Below are 23593 nucleotides of genomic sequence, written 5' to 3'. Positions count from 1 at the left end.
CGAGCTGAGGACTGTGTGAAGGTTTTTGGTGGCGTGGTGCAAACATCTATTTGTGGTACACTTTTTTATGTGTGCATGAACTGGTACAAAAAAATGAAAGCAACCCCCAAGTCGGTACCCTATGCAGCATTTGGCGAACTGTTGGTTCGACTCCGCGTTGCGGCGGGATTCCCAAAGCAGCAAGATCTGGCGACAGCTCTCGGAAAAACCCAGCAGTCGGTGAGTCGATGGGAGAAAGGGGTTGCCCGCCCACGTTCTAATGACATTCCCTCGTTGGAGAAGCTGGTTGGAGCCAAGGAAAACGAACTCCTTGTGGTCGCCGGATATAAAGCGGCGCCAGCAGACCTTCGCATTGAAACGGCCACCTCTCATGACCGCGCGCTGCCCCTTTCTGCGCTGTACCCAGATACATTCGAAAGCTTCTGTGCTGCCCTTTTGGACCGCCTGTACCGGCCTAGTGGAGGCAAAGTTCATCGTTATGGGGGCACAGGCCATAAGCAACATGGCATCGACATCGTCGCCACCGGTTCATTCGGGACCCACTCGTTTCAGTGCAAGCGTGTCAATGAATTTGGCGCCCAAAAGGTCCATACCGCGGTGGCTGAGCAGACTTTCATCGCGGACCTAAAGGTACTCTTGCTGTCCAGCGTCGCGAGCCCAAGGGCACGCGATGCATTAGCTGTGCATACTGACTGGGAGTTGTGGGACCGAGAGGACATCACCCGAAAGCTTCATGATCTCGCGATGTCCGACCGCCTGGACCTGGTCGATCGCTACTTCAGCGGTCAGCGCCTAGACCTACTAGGAGTTGATGAGCCCGGACCCATTCAGACTCTAGAGGCCTTCTTCAAACCGTTCCTAGTACCTGACCGCTTCTTCAACCATTCCTGGGCTCTTGTTGGTCGCGACGCAGAGGTTTCACAGGTTGTGGACTACGTCCGAGACGAGTCGGTACTCCTAACCTGCCTCGTCGGGGCGCCTGGGTTCGGAAAGAGTCGTGTTCTTCGCGAAGTCACTCAGCAACTAGCGGATAGCACCATCCTGCAAATTCGATTTGTGTCGCCGACCGAAGACGTCAAGGCTCACCACCTGGACAAACTGCGCGACAGCCTCGGCGGTGTGACGCTGCTTGTTGTCGATGATGCTCACGAGCGTGAAGACCTCGGCATCCTCCTTCGACACGCGGCAGTGCCGGACAATAGAACGCGGTTGCTTCTATCGCTTCGTCCCTACGGAAAGGAAGCGCTGCGTCTTCAAGCGGCTGACGTAAGCCTGTTGGGGTCGCTGGTCCAATTTGTCGATATGCATCAGCAGACGCGAGATGAAGCGCAAGCTCTGGCTGAATCGGTTCTCGCCGAGTGCAATCGCCCTCTGGCAGCCGCTGCCGAAATTGCCCGCGCAACGTACACGACGCCGCTGGTCACTGTCTTGGCGGCGCAGTTGGTCGCACGCGATGATGTGCCGTTGACGCTACTGGGCAATTCGGGGGAGTTTCAAACCTATGTGTTGTCGCGCCTTCAGGACGTCATTGCTGTCACCCTAGTCTCGGGGCAGGATGTTGCGAAGCTGAGGGCCGTCCTACGGGTCATCGCGCTACTTCAACCCATCATTCCGGACGATCCGGGTCTGCTCAACATCTTGTATAAGGTCGAAAAGATTGAGGCGCCAGATGCCAGTCGGTTGATGCGTTTGTTAGGAGAAGCTGGAGTTCTATTCAAACGCGGGGTTCGTTCGAGGCTTGCTCCAGACCTGCTGGCGGATGAAATCATTCGTTCGAACTTTCTCAATGCGGATGGCAGAGCTAACGAGCTCGTTACAGAAGTCTTCGACCTCGCGGGTGCAGACCAGCTGAAGCATCTATTCGTCAATCTCGGACGATTGGACTGGCGCCTACGCGAAGGAAAAACAGACGACAGCGCGCTTTTGACCAGTCTCAGCCCCAAGCTGTATTGGGGCGGCAGGTACAACAATCCGCACGTAGAAGCAGTGGAGGCCGTTGCCTACTACCAGCCCAGGTTTGCGCTGGACTTCGCGAAGCGGCTCATCGCCGAAAAGCATGGAGACAGCTCGGCTGTGTGCAACATGGTGCGCAATGCAGCATATACGTACGACCACGTCCAAGAAGCATGTCACCTCCTATGGACCGCAGGCCGCAGCGATGCCCGCGCGCTAAATCAGCAGCCAGGCCATGGCATTCGCATCCTCAAGGAACTGGCTACGTTTCAGTTGAACAAGCCGGTCGAATACGTGCGCGAGGTTATTCGCTTCGCATTCGCGCTTCTGGAAAGGCCTGCCTCGCTCAACTCGGTTTACACGCCCTTCACCATCCTTGAGGGAGCACTGGGCACTGAGATTGAGGCGACGAGTTATTCACGCTCGACCTTCACTATCACCCGGTACCAGCTTTCCTTGAAAGCGGCAAAAATCGTTAGGGATGAGGTAACCGGAGCACTGCTCAAGTACCTGCGGGAAGGGCCGCCCCGAAAAGCGTTTCTCGCAGCACAGACGATGGCTCAAGCCTTGCGTGGCCCAATGCATGGCGACACGTCCGATCAAGAATGGAAACGAGAACACCAGAACCTCTTGCGGGAGCTTCAGGTCGTGTTGCAAGAAGTACACGTATCGCCCGTAGTACTGGTTCGACTAGCACAGTCCATTTCCTGGCATGCGTTTCGCGGCTGGCCGGAGACATCTGACGAGGCTCGCGCCATCATGGCTTTGTTGCACCGAGACTTGAGGACCCGATTCGTCCGGGCGCTTATCGACGGCTGGGGAACGGAAACATGGAAACTCAGCGAGTCGCTTGAACGCGAGGGGCATGAGAGCGACCGTGAACTCCTGACGACTGAGTTAGTGGCTGAGTTTCCTGATGCAGGGAGCTTATTCGATGAGTTGCACGACTGTTTGCAAGACATTGTGAACGTAGTTCCCGGGGGATATGGCTCTCCCTTCCTGCTCGTAAATCATCTGCTCAGTTTCGTGCCAGGTCTTGCTATCGAATTGCTCCGTAGAAACAACGAGTGCCAAGTCGGTCAACTCGCCCCGTATGTAGGCAAAGCTCTGAGCGTGGCTGTTGAGACCGGAAACTCGGGTTTGGTAATGGACTACGTCACTCGCTCAGAGGGTTCCGCCGAGGTATTGGCCCAACTCGCTGAGGCATACGCGAGATTTGAACCATCACGCCCCTACACTCCCCAAGAAGTTACCCTATTCAGGCGCATCTTTGAGTCTAAGGACTCGAGTGTGCTGTTCGTCGCGTCGAACCTTACGCGCCAGGTAGCTGATAGAAGCCCAGCTCTGGCAGTCGAACTCATTTGCTTGGCAGATTTCGAAGTTAACGCTGCGGCAACTCACGACATGTTCATGTGGATCGCTGGCGGAAAAACCATTCCGAAGTGTGATGTCGTCGGCAGACGAAGCGAGCTCTTGGAGAAGCTTGAAGTATTGAAGAAGCTTGATGACTACTGGGTCCAGGCCTTCCTCGCATCGTCAATCAAAGAAGACCCCGCCGCTGTCGTCGCGCTGGTTAAAGCGCGTCTCATCGAGGCGACGCGTCGAAACGACTGGTCTTATGAGCCCCTGAGCAAAGAGCGTAACGAAAACAGCCTTAGACTCATGAGTCTTGAGGCTGGGCCACGTCTGATAAGAGAGCTTCTTGACTGGGCGCTCAACGAACCGGCAGATACTCGGGGGGTGCAGCGTTTTGGCGAGGCAATTTCCGGCCTCTGCGGCGACTACGACGAACTACTGCTTGACCTACTCCTTGCGTGGATGTCGTCGGGTTCGCAAACTCATGCCAGGCTCGTAGCCAGAGTACTGCTCGATAGCCAGCCAACCCTCATTTATGATCATCCAAAGTTCATCCGGGACATCCTCAACGCGGCAGAACTCATTGGCGAAGACGCGCTAGCTGATATTCGCTCATCAATCGAGGCCTCAGTACACTCTGGTATGCGAGGAGGAGTACCCGGTGAGCCGTTTCTGGAGGATGTCCGGCAAGAGCAGCACTGCGTAAAGATGCTCGCATCACTCAGCCGCGCCGAGCCCGCATTTGAGCTGTACGACGAACTACTCAAGGGCGCGCGCGTTGCCATAGCACGTCAACGAAAATCAAAGGAAGCTCTAGAGGATGAAGATGACTAGCCTGGGCGAATAGGGGCGGGAAAGTTTTAGGGCAAAATTAGGGCCGCCGTAGGCCGCAATCCGCCTTGGCCGTGATACGGAAATGCCGCTTTTAATGGGTTGGGGCGGTCCACGGGCGCGCGTGAAATTCAGTGCAAGTCACGCCGATGACCGCGTTCGGCCTAGGCTGTGTGAAAACGTTTTAGAGCACGTTTGGCAGTCAGAATCAGAACGAAAGTCGTGTTCCTACGCAAATTTCAGGTCTGCTGACTAACCAAACGCTGGCAGATTTTACGTAGCAAAGCAGACTTCAAAACTGTGCATGCGTTTTCACACAGCCTGGACCCGAAGCGGGCGAATGAGTTACATCCTAACTGGCGCTAACCAGAATCAAATGCACAACTTATGCGTCCGCTTTTCTATCAGTGATAATGTCCCTCCAAGCATATAAGGACGACCCCCATGGCCCGAGCGAAACCGCCCGCCACTGTTGCACCCAAGCTGGAGCTTTCTGCTCGTGAGATCGAGTGGGCCATCAAACGCATCGATGACAGAATCAGCGAGCTGGAAAATTTCGATATCAAAATAGTGATCCGCTCAACCCCTGAGCTGGCTGCACTATCGACTTCTATCGCCGCCACCTTAGAACGTGCCTTTGGCGAAAATACGTCCGCTTACCAACGCTATGCTGCGGCTACAAAACTGCAGTACGTGGCAATGACAATAGCGATGGATGGTTACTCTCGCCAAGTTGACTACCAAGGCCCCACCAAGGCGAACATTACTCGATCAATCGCACTGATGAGAGCCGCAAAAGGCGCATTGACGGAAGACCTTGCATACCTTCAGGAAGCCACGGAACCTGAGTCTTTAGCTAGTACCGACACCTCAGCATTATCGCGTCGTGTTTTCGTGGTGCATGGTCACGATGATGCAGCCCTGCAAGGCCTGGCTCGTTTTCTAGAAAAGCTTGGCTTAGAGGCCATAATTCTCAAAGAGCAACCGGATCAGGGCCGAACTATCATCGAGAAGTTTGAGGCTTCGGCGGCCGATGTAGGCTTTGCAGTCGTATTGTTAACTCCTGACGATCTGGGTGGATCTGCGAAGTCGGACACTCCGGATGCTAGGGCTCGACAAAATGTAATTTTTGAGCTCGGATTCTTTGCCGGAAAGCTCGGCAGAGGGCGTGTTTGTCTACTTCGAAAAGGGCATGTGGAAATTCCTTCAGACCTATACGGTGTTATCTATACCGATATGGACTCGGGAGAAGGCTGGCAAACAAAATTGGTCCGAGAGCTCAAAGCCGCGAAGTTGGAATTTGATGCGAATAAGCTTTGGCAGTGAGTGGTGTTTGAATCAACCTTTGACTTAATAGGAATATCTGGATGGCTGCCTTGCCCGAACGCTACCTATAGATTGTATTTATTTGGCCATCGTTAGGCCTGCCTGGCTTGAGCTTGAGCTTGAGCTAGCGGAAGCGGAGATTGGGGGGGGGCGAAAATGGGGCAAACCGTACGCCAAACGATGCCATTCAATGCCAATCATGCGTTTATGCATGCGTTCGAAATATAAGGTGAAACCCCGTAAACACACGGGGTTGGGGCGCAATGTCCGAAATACTCCAGCACAATTGGCGTATGGTCGTGCTCGTTTGAGCGCAACCATGGTGTAGGAGGTGAGCGCAGTCAGCTGCGCACGGACGTCTGAAAGCCGCCCTGGGGAATTTGACTCTGCTGTGAGCCTGGCTTTGGCGGCCAGTTGTTGTAGACCGCCGTCACCGCCTGCACCTTGAGCACTCCGGCAGACGGAATATCAATTTCGCCAGCCAGCTTTTCGGTGAGTGCTTTAGCCAACAGCGCAGGCAAGTCCAATTTTGACAGGTCGCCCGCATAACTGCTTTCATCAATTGAAATTGCTACATACAGGTCCATAAATACCTCGTTCGGGTTTTGGTTCAGACAGCGTAGCCGGTTGAATCCACAACCCATTGCAGACATTGGTTAACTTAACGCCATGGGAAAATGGTCGGTGGCTCGATGTGCTTGAACCTCCGGTGTCTGGCCAAACTTACATCTCAAGGGCCACCTGCTACGGGATAGGTGCGCCTGCACGAAGCAAAAAACCTCAAATTAACCCAATAACAGAGCAGCAAAGGTCAACGAAGGGCCGAGAAACCACTCAATGTGGTGAGTAGGTTCTCCGGTGGTGGTCGTGCCTGAGTTCAGGCGAGCTGAAAATCCGACTTTTTCAACAGAATCGGCCGATTGCTGTCCGTCACGAAGGGCAACAACCGACCCAATATGCCCTTCGTGGAGGGCCGCATTCGTTTCCAATGCCTGCTCATTCCGTTGGGACGTAATGATTCCAGCATTGAAGAGGGTGCCGAGATCGGTCAAAGCGGCACATGAACTCGAAAAGTATCTACGTCAGACATTCGACTAAAGTTTACTTTTTCTCGACCTGCACACCAATGGAAAAAGTGCTCGTGGTCATGATTCTAATTTCATAGCCCTCGTAATTCGTAACCGAACCCACAGCTGCATTCTCAATGCGAAGGTTCTGCTTGCCTGAATGCCCCAATGTTAAGGTCGCAACATGAGTGGGTGGCGACCCAATATAAGTTATGCTCTCTAGAGAAATGTAGAGGCCATCATCAAAAGGAGATTTCGTCTGACCCGTCTCAAGGGAAAGGCTTATGCCTTGCTTGGAGTGTTCAGCTAACTTTTTCTCAATAAAAGCTACGTCTGGAACTGATTTTTCTCTTGGGGCGAATTTCTCTACGGCACGTTGCAGTTCGAGTTTTAATGAGGTGATTTCTTGTTGCGCGACCTTTGTCGCTTTCTCAGCATCTTCCTGTCGTACTTTGTATGTTTCGACTAGAGTTTGAGTTTCACTTTTCCCCTTGTTATAACCGGAATCGTGAATTTGAAGGAAGGTAAAGCCTGCTCCAATTAACAATAAAAAAGCACTTCCGACATGTCTAAGTGTCAGGAAATTTCTATTAGACTGGGGGTCGCTATGTGTAGTGAAGTTAGATTCTTGCATCGAACGGTCGGCCATAGTTGAAAGTTTTCTGATTTGAGATTTCATCTGGCATCCTTGGCAGAGGCCCGCCGGGACACTCATTCGGCTGAAGGTGGTCATATGGCTACCTTCAAATAGAAATAAATTATACAACGCTAAAAAATCATTTTCAGCGAACCAATAGACCTACAAGTCGGCGTGATGCACGGCTTTGTTGATCTCCAGTTTCTCCGACGCCAGTTTTCGGTTGGCCACGCAGAGCCGCCAAATGAGTCAATGTCAGCACTGATAACGGATTCACTAGGTCGCGTACTTTCGCTTAATCCCCGCTGCTTGTGATTGTGCGATTGCCGTTTTGTTTGTGCCTTTTCTTCTGGGGGCAAGGCGGTGAGCAAAGCGAAAACCATTAAAGGAATAGAGGTTTGGGGGAGGTGATGAGGAGCTCGAAATCCTCCTTAGCGCGTGGGTCAAAGCAGTCGTACGTTACACCTCTGCTAATGAGCGTGATAACCCTTGATGGTACAACGAACGGGCATCCCTGAGTGTATTGGCTGGTGCGGCATGGACCCTCAAAAATTGGCATGTCTTGGAAGAGTTTTCGACAATGAAACGTCATCGCACCCTTGAGCCAGGTGTCGATAGTGGCTCGCTGCGCAACGGTCGTTGTGATCTCTATGTGCAGTCCCCGGACACGAGCTTTGCGATTGAGGCGAAGCAGACGGTGCAGTCGATCGGAGCTCGTTCCGATGGGTACACCTTTTCTGATCGTGCAATGCGAAAGGCCTGGGAGGACTCTGGGGACTGGAGTAACTGAGAGGCGGATCGTCGATTCGCTGGCACCTTTATCGTTCCCTCTATTCCAATGAACGAAGTTGTGATCAAAGAAGCTGGCGAGGCAACAGTGTGTGCGATAAAGGTTGAGCAGGCGATCAAGGCCTGGTTGCCGATCAGCCTAGTTTTTTGGGAATATCCATGAAACGTACCGACTTCGCCTTCGTCTTTCCGCAGTTGGGCAATCAGCACTATTCGCTGAGCGAAAAATATTATCCAGGTGTGGTAGTCGTGTTTGAACAGCGCGGTCGTCAAACGGTATCTGAGGAACAAGTCTACTGACCGATTTTGCTAATCTGTCGCATCGATCGGTTGAATCCACAGCCAGAAGCGGTCGGTCCCATGAGTAGGCTTCACAGTCTGCAGAAAGCTCACTGGGGATGGTAGAGGCATGCCGGACACGTAGAATGGCCGAGTAAGCCGTGGCATATTCCCCCATATTCCTTCAGTACGCAGCGCGGTCTACGAATGGCTATCCTGAGAACCGACATCGAAAGGGCACTCGATGAGTTCGCCTCCCAAGAGGAGGGGATGCGTTTTCAGGGGCTGGCAATTGTGCTGGGCAAGAAACGCTGGCCTGAACTCATCGCCCGCCAGCGGAAGAAGGATTTCGGCCTTGATGCCTACGCGCCTGCAAGTCTGACGCCGGATAGCATTGGCAAGGGGCTCGCCGCCTCGATCACGCCAACACTGAAGAAGATTTCTGACGACGCTGAAACCGCCAAGAAGAACTTCCATGACCTCGGCAAGCTCCTCTTCGTGACGTCCGCCAAAGTTGGCAACGCCGACCGAAAGCGGTGGGAAGAGGCAGTTCAGAAAGACCACGGCGTCGAACTTCACATCATAGAGCGCGAGGAGATCATCACGCAGATGATGATGCCGGAGAACGCCTCGCTCCGTGCGAGCTTCCTCCACCTTGAAACCAATGTTGAACCGCTGCTCGCTGAGCTCATTGAAAGAGCAAGGCGCGCAGCCAATGCTGTCACACGGACCTGGGCAGCTAAGACAAAAGGGCATCCGCTCATCGATTTGACAGCAGTGCGGCTTGACCCGAACGGCGCGGATTCTGCCGACGTGATGTCGCTGGAGCAAATCGACCTGGCGCTATTGCAAAGCAGCCGTATTGTCGTCGAAGGGCCAGCCGGCCGCGGAAAAACCACGACACTAATCCAGCTCGCGCAGCGCGTACGTACTGCCGGCACCCCGCTTATCGTGGAACTTCCAGCGTGGACGTCCTCGCACCAGGGAATTCTCGAATACATTGCTGGCATGCCTGCGTTCCAGGCAGAAGGTCTCACGGCCGCCGACCTCGCGCGCGTGCAGCAAACGGAACCTTTCCTGTTTTTGTTGAACGGCTGGAACGAAATTGCAGATTCGAATTCCTCGCAGGCGAACCACGCACTCCGGGAACTCGAACGGGATTTTCCAAGCGCGGGCATCATTGTCGCAACCCGCACGTACCATTTAACACCGCCACTGCCCGGCGCTATACGGTTGCGGTTGCTGCGCCTGCAGCCTACGCAGCGCGGCGCTTATCTAGCAGCCCGCCTTGGCGCGAAAGACGCCGAGCTTCGCGACCGCATCGATGCCGACCCGTCGCTCGACGAGCTGACCCGCACGCCATTCATCCTCTCGGAAGTCGCTTCGCTGTTTGAAGTTGGCGCCGAAATTCCCTCTACGAAAATCGGAATTCTAGACCAAGTTCTCCGTTTGCAAGAACGACGCGACGAACATAGAAACGCGCTACAGACAGCACCAATTTTCGGCCTGCAAAAGGACTACCTGAAGGCCATCGCAACCGAGATGACCCGTCGCGGCGCGGTGGCATTGCCCGAGGCTGATGCCCGCGCTGTCGTTGCTACCGTTGTACGAGAGCTTGCACACGGTGGCCAGATCGATCCGGTGGGAGCACCGACGATCCTCGCGATGCTCACAGCACACCACGTCCTTGAGCGCGTTGACTACCCACAAACGGCGTTTCAATTCGAGCATCAGCAGCTTCAGGAGTACTACGCTGCGCTCGACGTGACTGCGCTGCTTCTCGACCTGCGGTGCGATGATCAAGAGGCGATCCGCTGCTTTATGGCCGACTACGTGAACGATCCGGGATGGGACGAACCCCTGCGCATGATCGCCGAGACGTTTGCAGAACAGACCGGCGACAGCGAAGCTGACAGGAAAAAAATTTGCGTCGGCGGGCAGCTGGTGGCGATGGCACTCGCCGTCGACCCCGTATTCGCCGCCGAGCTTGCGCAGCTTTGCGGCACGGCCGTCTGGAGTGAAGTTCGCTCATCCGTCGGCGAGCGTCTTCGCGCCCTCTACACGATCGGCGACGGCAGCTTTAAGCAGTATGCCACCGCCGCCATGCTCGCTACCGGCGCGGACGACTTCAGCGACCTCATCGTGCCGCTTCTATCTGAACAAGACCAACAGACGCGGCTCAGTACGTACCGGCTCTGGCCCGACATCCATGTCTCCTCGTTAGGAGCGAACTGGCAGAAACAGTTGCGCGGCTGGAGCGACGAGGTACGCGCGGATTTCGTCTCCGAGCTGCTACATCATCGTACTGACGACGAGATCGTCGCCTTCGCTACCGAGGATAAAAGCGTCGCGGTGAAGACGGCCGCGGTCTCAGGCCTCATGTGGACCGCGTCTGACGACGCGCTGACGCGCATCCTCGAGTCGATGGATGAGCAGACATTCGAGGACGTCTCGCGCCAAAATGCCGATCGCATACCCGCGGCTCTCAGGCCCAAAACTATAGTGGCGATGAGGAAATTCATCGCGAGCACCACGGACCATCCCGCCCGCCTGCGAACCGCGCTTGAATTGATCAATTTTGGCGAGACAGACATGGATGGCGTCATCAAGGATGCACTGGCGGCGTTGTCCGGCGGCGATATGCGCAATCTGGGTCCGCACTACATCCAGCCGGCGCTCGAACATCTGCGCAAAACCGATCCCGCCTGGGTGAGTGAGTGGGTGGCCGTCCAGATCGCCGAAGGCGTCCTCTACGAGCACGAAAATTGGTTGCCGTTTGCAACTGTCATTCCCGACAGCCTCGTCGAGAAATACCTGCAACGCCTCGAATCCGAAGACCTTAAGAACGGGCGCTTCGGCGGTATGACTTCCATCATTGCCGCAGGTGCAGATGCGGCCCTTGCGGCGCGCGTGTTTACGAAACTGCGCGAACTGCGGCGCAAGGTGGATGGAGAGTCCAGCGTGCGGCACGAACTCGAGTGGCAGATAATGCGCCAACTGGAAACCGTGTTTCGCCACCTCCCCGACGACATCGCCGCGGCAGGCATTCTCTCGTCCGTCACAAGCGTCGATCCGCTCGACATCAAAGTCGCCGCTGGCCTGCTGAGCAGGGTCGCAAGATCGAACGAGGAACCGCTCCGCATCACGGACGACGACCTGAAGGCACACCTTTGCACCTACTTGAAACACAGCGTTGATGTCGTCCTGCGCCAGGACGATTTCAACGGTGAGGAGAAAGCCAACCTGGCCTCGTCGATTGCCCAAACCGGCAAGCCCGAAGACATGGCGGATCTGGTGAGGCTCATTCGCGCCGACATTGGGCGTGTACGCCGCGGCCGGACCGTGAGTGCAGGCGGCGACAGCGGCTCTCTCGGCAATGGTGCAACTATGAGCTACGCAGGATGGCACATCACCGCCATCATGCATCTCGACGCGGTCGGTGCCGAGCAGGTGCTCATTGACCTGCTTGCCGAGCCGGAATACCGCTCCGAAGCCGCCGCTGCGATGGCACGCGAATTCGTGCCAAAATCGAAGCCTTTCTTCGACCGGACGTTCCGCTACGACTTGATGTGGGCCGCACGCGAAGGTCGCAATGCGCCGTCCGGCGACGACCAGCGGCGCACACGATTCGCCGCCGCACTTGATACCGAAATCAAGCGCCTGCGAGAGCAGAGTCAAGACGGAAAACCCATTGCAGGGCTGAAAGATCTTGCAAAGGCGCTTGCCGCAATTGACGGCCGCGGTTCTGCGTCAGAGGTGCTCGAAGTGATTGCTATACCGGGCCAATGGGACCAATACACCTGTCTCGACGTCGCCGAGCGCCTGTTGATGGCGGGTGTCGTCTTACCCGCTACCACCGCGTTCGCCCTCCTCGATTCCATGGTCGAGCGTACAGAGAAATGGATGCAGGATTCAGATAAAGACCTTCTGCGCCGCGTCCTTGCGCTTTGCCCTTTCGTCGACGACCCAGCTGCCGGGATCGCCAAGATGCGAGATGTGCTCGGTAAGCGGAAATTCCGGGGTTATGAGCTGCGAGAACTTATCACCGCTCTCGGCGAGAGCCGATCGGATGTCGTCGTTGATCTTCTGTATGAGCTCGCGTCTGATTCATCGACGTTCGAGCAGTGCGAGGACAATTTCATCAATGCTTTTGCGGTACTCGACACGCCGCGTGCGCGCGAGCTGCTTCTGGGATTTGTCGATCCGGATATTCGCGGCATCGTGCTGACGCGCAGTCCTCACCATGAAGAGGCACTGGTTGCGCGGCTTGCAGATCTGGCCCAGCGTAATCCCCAGGTAGCGGTGCGGCTGCGGAGTTTGTGCGAACGCGATTTGCCGAAACTCAATCGGTACGTCCTCTCGAAGGTAATGAGTTGGCTCGGAACAACCGAAGCACTTGCCGCAAATATGAACCTGATCGACGACGCTAAGCCCTCACGCGTTCCGCATGGCATTTGGGACCAACTCGAAAGTGCTTTCGTCGAGCGACGACCCTATGGGCATAATTCCAACGTCTTCACGCAGCATGCACGCGCTTCAAATGAACTGCGCGTCCTGCTGTTCAGAATGGCGGTTGGGGACGAGAAGCGACGGAAGTCTGCCTTCATGCTTCTCGGCCAAATTGAAGAATGGCGCTTGGAGTATGGCAGGCCGACGGGCGAACCGCGTCACCCCGATCTCGCATCCGGGCAATCTTGGCCGCCCGTAATGCTTGTGAGCTAAAAGGGGGCAGGCTCGCACCGATCCCAGCAGAGCATCAAATTTATCATCGACAGCCACAGAGGTAGGCGAAATGCCTGACTAGTTTGGGTTAGAAGGACACTCAGGCACCCAGCGGAGACGGGGCATGTACGACTGCTATGGGTCCAGGCTGTGTAAAAACGCAAGCACCGTTTTAAAGTCTGCGTTGCTACGTAAAATCTGCCAGTCCTTGGGTTAATCAGCAGACCTGAAATTTGCGTAGGAACGCGATTTTTGTTCTGGTTTGTACCTCAACCCTGCGCTAAAACGTTTTTACACAACCTCGGTCGTTTTCAGTCGGTCGCGACAGGCTGAAAACGGCCGATTGTGTTGAAAAAGTCGGCTTCGGTTTCCACTGCAGAAAAGTACGTGTCTGAGATTGAAATCTGTGTTTTGCGCAGAAGGTTCAGGGCTCAGATTTGACGTAGCAACGTGCAAAAATGGCGCTTTCACCGCTCAATGCATGGGTAGCCAGGCCGGGTCGACTTTTTCAACACAATCGGCCAAAAGCAGTCGGTCGGATGTTTCTAGAAAACTCGGGGATTCATTCCGCTTTGAGAATGTGGACGTGTCAAGTCAATCCCTGAAACGTCCTAGACGCTCATTAAACCTCAGGCATTTCGAGTGAAACTACTGCTTCACGATCGTCAACAACAATATCCATCTCTTTCTTAACCAAGTAAAATATAAATCCCTGATTAGGAAGCACTCCACCCTCGACTCTAAATATTTTCTGAATTGAACTCTCAGAGATCAATCGAGGAGCCGTAGACATTAAAGGGCTAATGTCGAAATGGTACCCCTCAGGAAAGTTTACAATAATATCTGCGCCGACCACAGGAACCTTGGTAGCTTGCGCGTCTGTAATATCCCCTCTGTAGGATTTCTCAAATACGGTATTATACTCAGCATAGCTTTTTGCTGGAATTTTCACCGAATAGGAAACAGTCAGCTTGTTCCCATCACGTTCAACGTCAATATTAATGTTTTTCGAAGTGTCGTCAGGATAATACTTTACTAGCACCTCGCCGAACTGGCTATGACACTCAGCAGATATTAAATTGTAAATGCTTCCTCCAAGCGCATCCAAATTCAACTTTATCGGGTTGGACACTTCTTCATTACTTAAATTATGAAGCTCATAACGAGTTGTCTGCCTGCAGATTATGACATCGCCACGCAGAGTAAAATCATAAATCCATTTAGCCTCTTTTCTAAGTACTTTGTTCTGAATAATCTCTCGCTTGATAATCTTAAAAATTTCTTCAGGAATAATTGCTTTGAAAAGACTATCAAACACATTAACGCTAATAGCATCATTCAGCTTGTTAAGTTCTTCCTGCTTTTCCTCGTGCAATGTTTTTTGCAGCCTATTAGCAATGAAAACCGTGATAAATATCGCGGCACCTAACCCGTATAAAAAATTCTTTAAAAGACCGACTACCTGGTACCACAAAGGAAATGTAGCCTCTAAAGAAGTGACCTTGTCACCCGTAGCATTCAATATAACTTTATTACTAATTTCCACCGCTACGTTAGACGAAATCAAATCCAACCCAAAAGCCAGGCATACAACTACAACCACACAAACCAAATAAAAGTATTTTTCCTTTACCATTACATTATCTCATTTTAAAAACGCATACGATATCATAAAGCCAGCAATCCGATAAAAAAATGAGGTCGTACTACGATACCTAGCCACTAACAGCCAAAATACGGGATGAGATTACGACGTCCAACCTCGTTCGCATTAGTCCTAGACTTAAGAGGATAGCCGTAGCGACTTGCCAAGAGTCGCCCTTTCCCCCTAGATACTGCGCCTTTTCGGCTTTCTTATTGAGGTCCCTCGCACCTCGCTACAGCCAACTCCACATCCCCGTCACTACTCTGCCGCCCCCCTTTATGAATTGACATCGCTGTCCCCGAACCCGGCTCTGCGTACTTGTACGCCCTTCGGGCCATCTCTTTTAGCAATTCACCTTGTTGAAAGCACTGCTATGCATGGCCTTTGTTGAACGGAGCCGACGCCCATGTCGGATGAATATTCGTTGTCGTATGTGCTGGAAAGGATGTACCAGAATCAGCTCGGACTGAAGGCAGCAATGGAGCTATAGCGAACGTCCGTTTTGGGTCGACTGCTGACCTCCCGAAGGGCTGAACTCGGCCGATTCTGTTGAAAAAGTCGGATTTTCAGATCGCCTGAACTCAGGCACGACCACCACTAGAGAACCTACTCACCACATTGAGTGGTTTTTCGGCCCTTCGGTGACCTTTGCTGCTCTGTTATTGGGTTAATTTGAGGTTTTTTGCTTGGTGCAGGCGCACCTATCCCGTGACGGGTGGCCCTTGAGATGAAAATTTGGCCAGCCGTCGCAGGTTCTGCACCGCGGCGGCCAGCGTGAATTCATCCGTCGCGCCACTCATGCCACGTAGCCGCAGGCGATCCAATTTCAGGATGCGCTTGAGGTGGGCAAACAACATTTCGACCTTTTTACGTTCGTGGCGAGAGCGCTGATATGCCGGCGTTGCTGCAATGCGCCGAGCCACACCGCGAGCGGCTTCATGGACGCTGCGAGCGATCTTTCGGAACGCAGTGTTCGGGCAGCACTTGGCTTTCATCGGACACGTAGCGCAGTCGGTCTGCCGGGATCGGAAGATGATGGTGTTGGTGTTGGCTTTGGTGACGTGTGAACGCTCATTCTTGAAGGCTCGCCATTCGCTGCGCAATGGGTTGCCGGCCGGGCAGCGGTATTCCTCAGCCTCTTCATTCCAGTGGAAATCGTTGCTCGAAAAACTGTCGTTCTTGCGCTCGGTTTTGTCCCACACCGGCACATGCGGCTCGATGTCTTTTTCCTCCACCATCCAGGCCAGCATCGGAGCTGTACCGTAAGCGGTATCGCCAATGAGGCGCTCCGGCTTGATGTCGAACTGCGCTTCGACCCGTTCGATCATGGTCTTGGTGCTCTCGACTTCTGCGGTTCGATGAGCCGGTGTGGGTTCCACATCCATGATCACGCCGTGCTCGGTATCGATCAGATAATTCGTGGAGTAAGCGTAAAAAGCTGGGCCGCCTGGAGCAGCGGTCCAGCGGGCCTGAGGATCCGTCAGCGACAGGCGCTTCGGTAGCGTTTCGGCCAGAGCCTCTTCATCGAGTCCCTCAAGATACTCACGCACGGCGCGGGTGCTCAGGGATGGATCGCTCCAGTTGACCGGTTCATCTCCCGGTACGCCGCGCTGCCGACTCGCATCCGCTTTGATGATGCTGGCGTCCACGGCAAAGCCTTCGCCCTTGACCAGACCGGCGTCCATGCAGCGACGCAGCACTTCATTGAACAACCAGCGAAACAGATCACTGTCCCGAAAACGGCCGTGTCGATTTTTGGAAAAGGTCGAGTGGTTGGGGATTTCGTCTTCAAGGCTCAACCGGCAGAACCAGCGATACGCCAGGTTCAAATGGGCCTCTTCGCACAACCGCCGCTCTGAGCGAATGCCGTAGCAATAGCCGACGATCAGCATACGGATCATCAGTTCGGGATCAATCGACGGACGCCCAATCGGGCTATAGAAATTGGCGAGGTAATGGCGCAGGTCGCTCAGATCGAGACACCGATCAATGCTGCGCAGAAGGTGAGTGGCTGGAATGTGATCTTCAAGGTTGAACGAGTAAAACAACCGCTCCTGCCCACTCGATAACTGTCCCATCATGCTGCGTGCTTCCCTGCTGGCCAATGCAGATATTTTGCCGCAGGCCAGACAGGGGAGCTACTTTTTCAACAGAATCGGCCAAAAGCGGTCACTCATCTCGATGCGTGCGAGGCCATTCTCAGATTCGCCCGGTCCTTGGATATTGCATACACACCCAGAGAAGGCACTTAAGCTCGCTGTCACATAAACATGTGTTTCTGGGGGAGGCTAATCGGTCCTGAAGACAGAAATTGCTCATGACCTTGAATGGGTCTTACCGCCCACCACGAAAGGTATTAAGAACTCTACTGAAGTTCGTCGTCCGAGAGGTCGTTTTGAATTTTAGAGGGATTTCGTAGAGTTCCTACGTCTAAGTTTATGAAGAGAAATAGTCTGCTCGGGGATAGATGCCACAAGACAAAGGGCCTGCGGCAGGTTACCTGCCGTCTCGTGGCTATAAAGAGGATGTCACACATCCCCGTTAATTATTTCGCTTATGATTTCAAATATTTTTGTAAAATTTTCAAAATCTTCGACTGAACCGTTTTGGCATAGCCAGTTACACATGTTTCCCTTCTCATCCTTGTTCACGCTGCGGATAGATTCGGATTTAATGAAAATGTTTCGAGTGCGCTTGATAGTTTCTTCTTGTAGATCAATGTATTGAGGGTGTACTTCTTCGATCACTGTTATCGTGGCTTTAGGGAAAAGATTCTCTATACCTATCACGATTGGGTTTTGTTCCACGCTAGGAATCACTCGCTTGAATATTTGGCCTTTCGATGAATTTGGCTTTCCCGTGTCGCAGTCATAGAGAAGAATTAGCTTTTGAGGCAAGACTGTATTGGTAGGATTATCGAAGCCGCGCCATATTTTATCTAGGCTCCCACTACCGCCGCCGTCCTGAAGGCTGAAGAGGCTTAATAGCTCTGTCTGACCCAATAGCTCCGCTGCTCGTTTGATGTAGCGTATATCATAATCCCCTTCCACGAAAACAATAGGCTTCTGATTGTTTTTAATGGTTTTTTGGATTTCATCTTTGTGTCGTTCAGTTTGAGCGAATGCCTCGTACGCAGCTCCGAATTCCGAGAACTCCGCGACAGAAACCGGTGCAGCGGTAGGCATTTGTAAGGTGCAAAATTTCTCTGCGCCAAGCTTTTTTTCCAAGCCTATCAAAAATAGAGGGGAATGGGACGTGATAATAAACTGCACATTTGGAAACGACGCTATCAAATCTGGCAAGACGTTTACTTGATGGGATGTGTGGAGATGGGTGTCGATTTCATCAATGATCACTATGCCTTTGAGCTCGGACAGGTTATTAAATGTTGATTCAGATAAGTCATAGTCTCGTAAAATTGAAAGGAATAGATTAAGGAGCTGGACTTCTCCCGTTGAAAGCTGAAATAAGTTGGGTATCCAAAGCTGTTCATCTTTCATGATAGATATCTGCCGGTCTTTTCTCCTTCCAACGCCAATTCTGACGTTGTCTCCCTGTCGAAGCACTATTCTCAGTAACTGCTGGATCGCTTGGAACACATTTTCGCTTGGGCCTTGGTAGCCTAAGAAAAGTTCCATTTCTACATGTTGGCCAGGCAGTCCAGATGGTAGATTTAGCTTTTTCGTATTTATTTCATAGAGCTGACGATCCAATATCAAGTCTAACAACCAATTTCTATTTTCTTCAAGCGGCGAATTTGCTACTAAGTGTCTATTCGATGTTCTAAGTATGGCTTTTAATTTGAGGTGACTAGCGCGCTTGGTGGCGTTTTCGATGTTTAACCAGGCGGGCTCCTCGAAACGATGAACTGGAAAGAAGAGGCAGCATTGATGCTTGAATAACGAGTTAGTTGTTTCGGGAGAGCCGTCTAAGGTAGTTAGGTAAGTTGACGTCTGATCAGCTTACATTGTCTGGTAGGCAGGTATTGTGAGGTGCTCACCATGCACACCATTCAATTGCTCCTTGGTACCACTTAGTTGTAGCTCTTCCACCTTTGCACCAGACTGGAAAGTAATGCATGAGTAGCTGAAGTTCTTCCCTGACGTGATATAGCTTGGCATTCGATATTTGTAGACTCGACCTGCTTCAACTTCATTATCATCAAATACAATTTGCCTGCCACTTACTAAAGAATTTACGATGTTGGCTAACATCAGACTCTTCCCCGTGCCGTTCTGTCCCACTAAAACTAAAGGTTTAGGGCGTTCACCTTCAAAAGGTAAACTTATATTTATATTTTCGATGGGGCCGTAATTTTTTATTGTGATGCTCGAAATATACATCGTGCTTTCCTATGCCTGGATGTTAAAGGCGTGCGATAAGTCCCTTTTGCAGGGATGTCCGCTTCCTCATGACCGGTTGCCCTGGCAATAGGCTATCATTTTTAGACGCCAAATGTGCCTGTGACCCTCCACGAGAGGAGCCCTTGTTCATGCTCTGGTAAAGGCCGCTCCGACTCCCAAGTACGCCCGCAATTACGCCCGCGCGAGCGTATCAATAATTTGGCGATGTCTGCGCGGTAGAGCTTAATCTGCTCGGGCACATCCTTAGCGCCTTAGCGTGGTGTGCTGGTATTGAGAGGTGCTGAGGGCGAATTGATCGAGTCGCCTAGACCAACCGTTTTTAGGAGAATAAGCACGTATACGCTTACGGAAAAGCTCCACGCTCACGAACTAGATACGCGTTGAGCAATTCGGAGCTTCGTCCGGTCGGCAGGGTGAGCTGCAGAGGCGCGCATCCCATGAAGGACCGGCAGGGCAGGCCACCAGGCGGGGCTCGGGGAGCAGACGAAGCAATTATTTCATTGCCCGACGCTGCTATCTGCTCAAGGTCCGCTATGGGTCGATACTGTTGAAAAAGTCGATTTCTCAAATTGCCAGAAACCTGATCGCTGAAGCGGCCTGTTTTGCCGGTTGCTACGTGAAATCTGTGTCCAAATACCTGTGCTGCAATTCAAGATTTCAATCTCATGCGCTTACTTTTCTGCCGTAAGAACCGCGTCCGACTTTTTCAACAGAGTCGGTCAATAGCTGTCGCTAAGTGGAGATGGAAAAGCCTCAAGATCAAGCACGAGGCTTTCTCACCGTCTGCCTCTTAGAGGCCGTGCAATGAAGCTTGATCAACAAGTTTGTGCAGGTTGATGTGGTTTTAAAATATTTGGCTCAATCGATTTTTTTCGAAGCTCCCATGGGCCCACAGCCGAATTAACTCCTCGTAGGCAGCGCGCCCTACCTGCAACGACTGATAGCGTTCCATTTCAGGCAACCTCGATAATGGGCTTCAAGCGTACGAAGCCTCTAGAATACCTGCAAGCTCTCCCTATCACTAGAGCCGGAACCTTTCAGCCAGACCCTGGGTACCCGACATGAAGGACAGGAACTCAAGTCGCTAGCATGAATTTGAGCTTGTATCTTCGTGCTGAATCCCGTGAAATTGGCTATTGCCCCACACATATAAGGAAATTCTATGAAACTAGAAGTATTAATTTACGATGCTTTCGTGTCATTTAGTAAGGCTCATACGGGTGAGGTGGAGATATCATTCGGCTTCATTACGACAAAAAATGGATGGCAGTTGAGTATCAGTGGAGCTACCGAGAAGAAAATCAAGCTCGTTTCGTCAGCATTGTTGAAAATTGGCTTGCCCGACTGTATAGGGCTAGACATAAAGGAGCATCATGATTTAACCAAGCAGGTTATAGGGGCCGCGTATGCAGAATTTATTGACTCCGGCACAAGCCCATGTGCAATCAGGTATTTTTTACCAGCCTATTTAAAAGGCATAACAAAGCCATCAGTTAAGGAATTGGCATCCACTATAGCCAAAGACTTTACATGTCACTTACCTAGCGCAAGCACAGGTCTTGAAAGTAATAGCCCTTTTACACTGGGGCCTATTACAATTTTCAGAAGCATGGACTGGGTTGATGCAATTGATTTTCCGGCTGGTGCATTTAATTATGGGGGCATGGACAATTCTGATTGGCGAGCAAATCTAAAAGCAGCGCTGATTGATAAAGATGTAGAGCTAAAACCTTTAAACGCTCCGCTTTATGATGTGCTTACTAAATCAAAGAGCATGATCCGAGTGACCACATCTGGATATGGACGCTCCCTCGCTCAGAAGCTTTCAACGATTGCGGCACGGACCACACTTGATTCCATATCACTAATTAGCGGGAGTCATAAAACGTTCAGAAGCCTTTTGCTTTATACTGAAAGAAGACCACCAATCTTAGCACATAGCATAATTGAAACAATAGGGTTTCTTTGGAGCCCTGGCGTCAAGCTGTCTGATGAAATACAACCAGCACTACTTAACCCTGAACATCTTAGTAGTACGCAACTAAATTTTTTGAATGCAGTGGCAAAAATATTGAATGGTATGTTCAATATAGGTCAGGAATATCCTAGCATCTGTCAGCGATGGTCGACAGCGCTTGATTGGCATGGAGAGGCGTGTCGAGAGGTTAGTGACCAAATAGCGATTGCGAAATTTGGAACTTGCTTAGATGTGTTAAGCAGTGGCGGTGGAAAAACTGCGGCAATAGCGAATATGGTTTCGAATCTCACGGAGATCCCTATAGACGACAACGCTGTAAATACCGGCGAAAGCCTTTCTCTTTACAAGGCTATAGCCAGAATATACGAAAACGGTAGGTCTGAAATCCTACATGGTAATAAGGTTGATAGGATGGCCTCATTTGAAGAGCTAAGAGGTATGGCGGAGCACTTTTCCAGAATTACTCTTATCAGTGGTGCTCTAGCCTTTCTTAAATATTCAGGGGCGGATACTGAAAAAGCTTTCTGCGACATGCCACCATACTAAGGCTTCGGTCTGCTCAGACAATTTCGGTGCTCTCATTAGCGGGCGGCAGCTCTCGGCCAAGAGCAGCCGGTGACGACTCGAATACAAGGATGTGCCGATCAAGAAGCTTTTACTCTGTGGAACTCACGCTGCTCATCGAACGGCCGAGGTCGAAAGTACCAAATAATGATCGACCGGTTCGAAGCGCAGTTTGAAATCAAACCGAATCGACTCATCGGCGATACCGTTTATTACAGCGATTCCGAATTACTCAGTGCGATGCCACTTCCCCAAACGCTTCATTTGCAAGGTCTGAATGGTCGACACAGCTCTAAACAAGGCTTCCATTCTGCCGGTAGCGCCAAATAGCCATTACAAATGAGCGTGACTTGCCTGATACTGCGCGCCGTAACCCGACCTAATCAGTGACCTTCTCTCATGGACGATTTTTTGCAAACCGTGGCTCTGCTCCGCGCGAGGTATCAGCGCCCGGCAAGCTTCAACCTCTTCTCCGTACTCCGAAGCTCAAGTGATGAGGTTCGGCTTCACTCGCGCTTTCTCGCCTTCCTGCTCGACCCTAAGGCCACCCACAATCAGGGAACAGCGCTGCTTAATCTTCTATTGAAGCGGCTGGGCATCCAGAACTTCGATTCAAAAAGTACGATTGTCGAGGTCGAGTACCGGAATATTGACATTCTGGTCCGCAACCAATCCAAGCAGGCAGTGATCATCGAGAACAAGATCTACGCCCGCGATCAGGATGAGCAGCTCTGGACCTACCACCAGCGAATGCTGGCGGAAGGCTATGGCGAGATTTGGACCACGTACCTTACTCTTGATGGTTCCGAACCCAGTGAACAGAGTCGCAAGTCCCTTCCTGTAGTTCTTCTGAGCTACGAAGCTGAGATCATCTCTTGGCTGAAGGACTGTGTCCCATTGATCGCCCGCGAGCCTGGGGTACGGGAAAGCGTTTTCCAGTACATCGAACTACTCCAAAAGCTGACATCCAGTGACCAGGGCGAGATCTACATGAGCAAGTTAAAAGAACAGATCCTGCTGGGTGAGAATCTCTTCGTGATCGCCGACATCAATCATGCATTCAAGTCTGTATTGGCCGACCTACAGTTCGATATTTGGGAGCGCATAACGGCTTGCCAAGCGAGCCAATATCCGCAACTGGGCAAGCCCGAAATTTCGGCCACGAAGGAGGCGGTTTCCGCCTATTATAAGAAGGCCAAAAACAGCAAATACATCGGCCTGACTTTCCCCTTCACGTTGATGAATGGTGGCGTATACATCGAACTTAACCACCGTCTTTACGTTGGCTACTATTGTGACGGTGAGCAGTTCCCGGAAGACCGGGAGCGGCTTTTGGCGCTGAGTCGAGAGATCGCACCCAACACTCGCAACTCGGGCAACCTGTTCTGGAAGTTCTCGAAGTTCAATGTGAACCTACATGCCCCTTCCAATGAGGATCTGGCGCTCCTCCGAGATCAGGATATGAGGGAGTCGATTGCCGTCTGCCTGATCGAGGATGTGTGCGAGCTGTGGCAGCGGGCTCACCAGCATTTCGCCTCGGTTACTTGTTCGACTGCGGGATAAATTAGTCGTGAAGTGCCTCCTACATATCCGCCACTGCCTAGTGAGAGAAGATGCCTTCGTCAATTGATGAGCTTTACCGGTTGATTTTCGGATCGTTAGCAGCCGCTCTAGGAAGTCTTAAGTTGGCCGACCTCTGACGGTCATGATGGGCGAAAATCGGCCAAAAGGGGACGTCCGACCCCGAACACTCTCGACCCAAAACGGATGAAAGCAACGTATACGCTGCTAAAGGCCAACTCTCGCAATCGCGTTGCAGATTTCCAACGCGGAGATAAAGACTTCACCACCCAGCAGACCTCCCCCTTGGTAACTTCTCTCGACTACGGTGCTATTGCATCTGCACGTAGGTTCCTGATATTAGATTGCCACCCCAGTGAAATGCTGTTGACCGCTTCAGTCAGCTCGTTTTCTCGCAAGCTCCAGTACACCCACTCAGGGCAATACGAGTTTTGTACTTGACTGAGCACCCACTTGTGACCGGGATAACAACGCACGGGCACTTTTCACAAATTTATCAAT

The 23593-nt window shown here is 52.1% G+C and carries 14 protein-coding genes; 7 read left to right on the top strand and 7 right to left on the bottom strand.

The window, feature by feature from the left end; genetic code table 11:
- Positions 1-15 precede the first annotated feature (15 nt).
- Together K0F75_RS11585 and K0F75_RS11580 are read left to right on the top strand one after the other, a co-directional pair.
- Entirely contained in the window at positions 16-4143 is a 4128-nt protein-coding gene (locus tag K0F75_RS11585; RefSeq protein ID WP_219061981.1) for a helix-turn-helix domain-containing protein, read from the top strand.
- Positions 4144-4584: 441 nt separating this feature from the next.
- Positions 4585-5466: a TIR domain-containing protein gene (locus K0F75_RS11580; protein WP_008071353.1), complete on the top strand. Its 882-nt coding sequence runs from the start codon at positions 4585-4587 to the stop codon at positions 5464-5466.
- Positions 5467-5807: 341 nt separating this feature from the next.
- Here K0F75_RS11580 and K0F75_RS11575 read toward each other — a convergent pair whose 3' ends face one another.
- From K0F75_RS11575 to K0F75_RS11565, 3 genes are all read right to left on the bottom strand, one after another.
- Positions 5808-6053, bottom strand: a complete 246-nt coding sequence (locus K0F75_RS11575) for a hypothetical protein (protein ID WP_219061980.1) — start codon at positions 6051-6053, stop codon at positions 5808-5810.
- Between the two features lie 198 nt (positions 6054-6251).
- Positions 6252-6518, bottom strand: a complete 267-nt coding sequence (locus K0F75_RS11570; RefSeq protein ID WP_219061979.1) for a hypothetical protein — start codon at positions 6516-6518, stop codon at positions 6252-6254.
- Positions 6519-6567: 49 nt separating this feature from the next.
- On the bottom strand, positions 6568-7212 hold the full coding sequence (locus K0F75_RS11565) for a hypothetical protein (protein WP_219061978.1): 645 nt from the start codon (positions 7210-7212) through the stop codon (positions 6568-6570).
- Positions 7213-8118: 906 nt separating this feature from the next.
- Between K0F75_RS11565 and K0F75_RS25745 the strand changes: the two genes are divergently transcribed.
- Both K0F75_RS25745 and K0F75_RS11555 read left to right on the top strand, forming a co-directional pair.
- Entirely contained in the window at positions 8119-8259 is a 141-nt protein-coding gene (locus K0F75_RS25745; RefSeq protein ID WP_257604329.1) for a hypothetical protein, read from the top strand.
- A 186-nt stretch (positions 8260-8445) separates the two neighbouring features.
- Complete coding sequence (locus tag K0F75_RS11555; RefSeq protein ID WP_219061977.1) at positions 8446-12960, top strand: NACHT domain-containing NTPase; 4515 nt, start codon at positions 8446-8448, stop codon at positions 12958-12960.
- Positions 12961-13582: 622 nt separating this feature from the next.
- Here K0F75_RS11555 and K0F75_RS11550 read toward each other — a convergent pair.
- The 4 genes from K0F75_RS11550 to K0F75_RS11535 all read right to left on the bottom strand — a co-directional run bounded on the left by K0F75_RS11550 (position 13583) and on the right by K0F75_RS11535 (position 18948).
- Complete coding sequence (locus tag K0F75_RS11550) at positions 13583-14596, bottom strand: hypothetical protein (protein ID WP_219061976.1); 1014 nt, start codon at positions 14594-14596, stop codon at positions 13583-13585.
- Positions 14597-15306: 710 nt separating this feature from the next.
- Positions 15307-16686, bottom strand: coding sequence for an IS1182 family transposase (locus K0F75_RS11545; RefSeq protein ID WP_219061975.1), 1380 nt, complete (start codon positions 16684-16686; stop codon positions 15307-15309).
- Between the two features lie 447 nt (positions 16687-17133).
- Positions 17134-18318, bottom strand: coding sequence for an AAA family ATPase (locus K0F75_RS11540; protein WP_219061974.1), 1185 nt, complete (start codon positions 18316-18318; stop codon positions 17134-17136).
- Between the two features lie 249 nt (positions 18319-18567).
- Positions 18568-18948, bottom strand: a complete 381-nt coding sequence (locus tag K0F75_RS11535; protein ID WP_219061973.1) for a hypothetical protein — start codon at positions 18946-18948, stop codon at positions 18568-18570.
- Positions 18949-20131: 1183 nt separating this feature from the next.
- On the opposite strand from K0F75_RS11535, the gene K0F75_RS11530 reads away from it, so the two are divergent.
- From K0F75_RS11530 to K0F75_RS11520, 3 genes are all read left to right on the top strand, one after another.
- Positions 20132-21493, top strand: coding sequence for a hypothetical protein (locus tag K0F75_RS11530; RefSeq protein WP_219061972.1), 1362 nt, complete (start codon positions 20132-20134; stop codon positions 21491-21493).
- 165 nt (positions 21494-21658) lie between these two features.
- Positions 21659-21841: a hypothetical protein gene (locus K0F75_RS11525; RefSeq protein ID WP_219062050.1), complete on the top strand. Its 183-nt coding sequence runs from the start codon at positions 21659-21661 to the stop codon at positions 21839-21841.
- 69 nt (positions 21842-21910) lie between these two features.
- Positions 21911-23074, top strand: coding sequence for a PD-(D/E)XK nuclease family protein (locus tag K0F75_RS11520; RefSeq protein WP_219061971.1), 1164 nt, complete (start codon positions 21911-21913; stop codon positions 23072-23074).
- The last annotated feature ends 519 nt before the right edge of the window (positions 23075-23593 follow it).

This window comes from Pseudomonas sp. UMAB-08 (assembly GCF_900095225.1).
Lineage (GTDB): Bacteria > Pseudomonadota > Gammaproteobacteria > Pseudomonadales > Pseudomonadaceae > Aquipseudomonas.
This window is presented reverse-complemented; position numbering and strand designations above follow the sequence as displayed.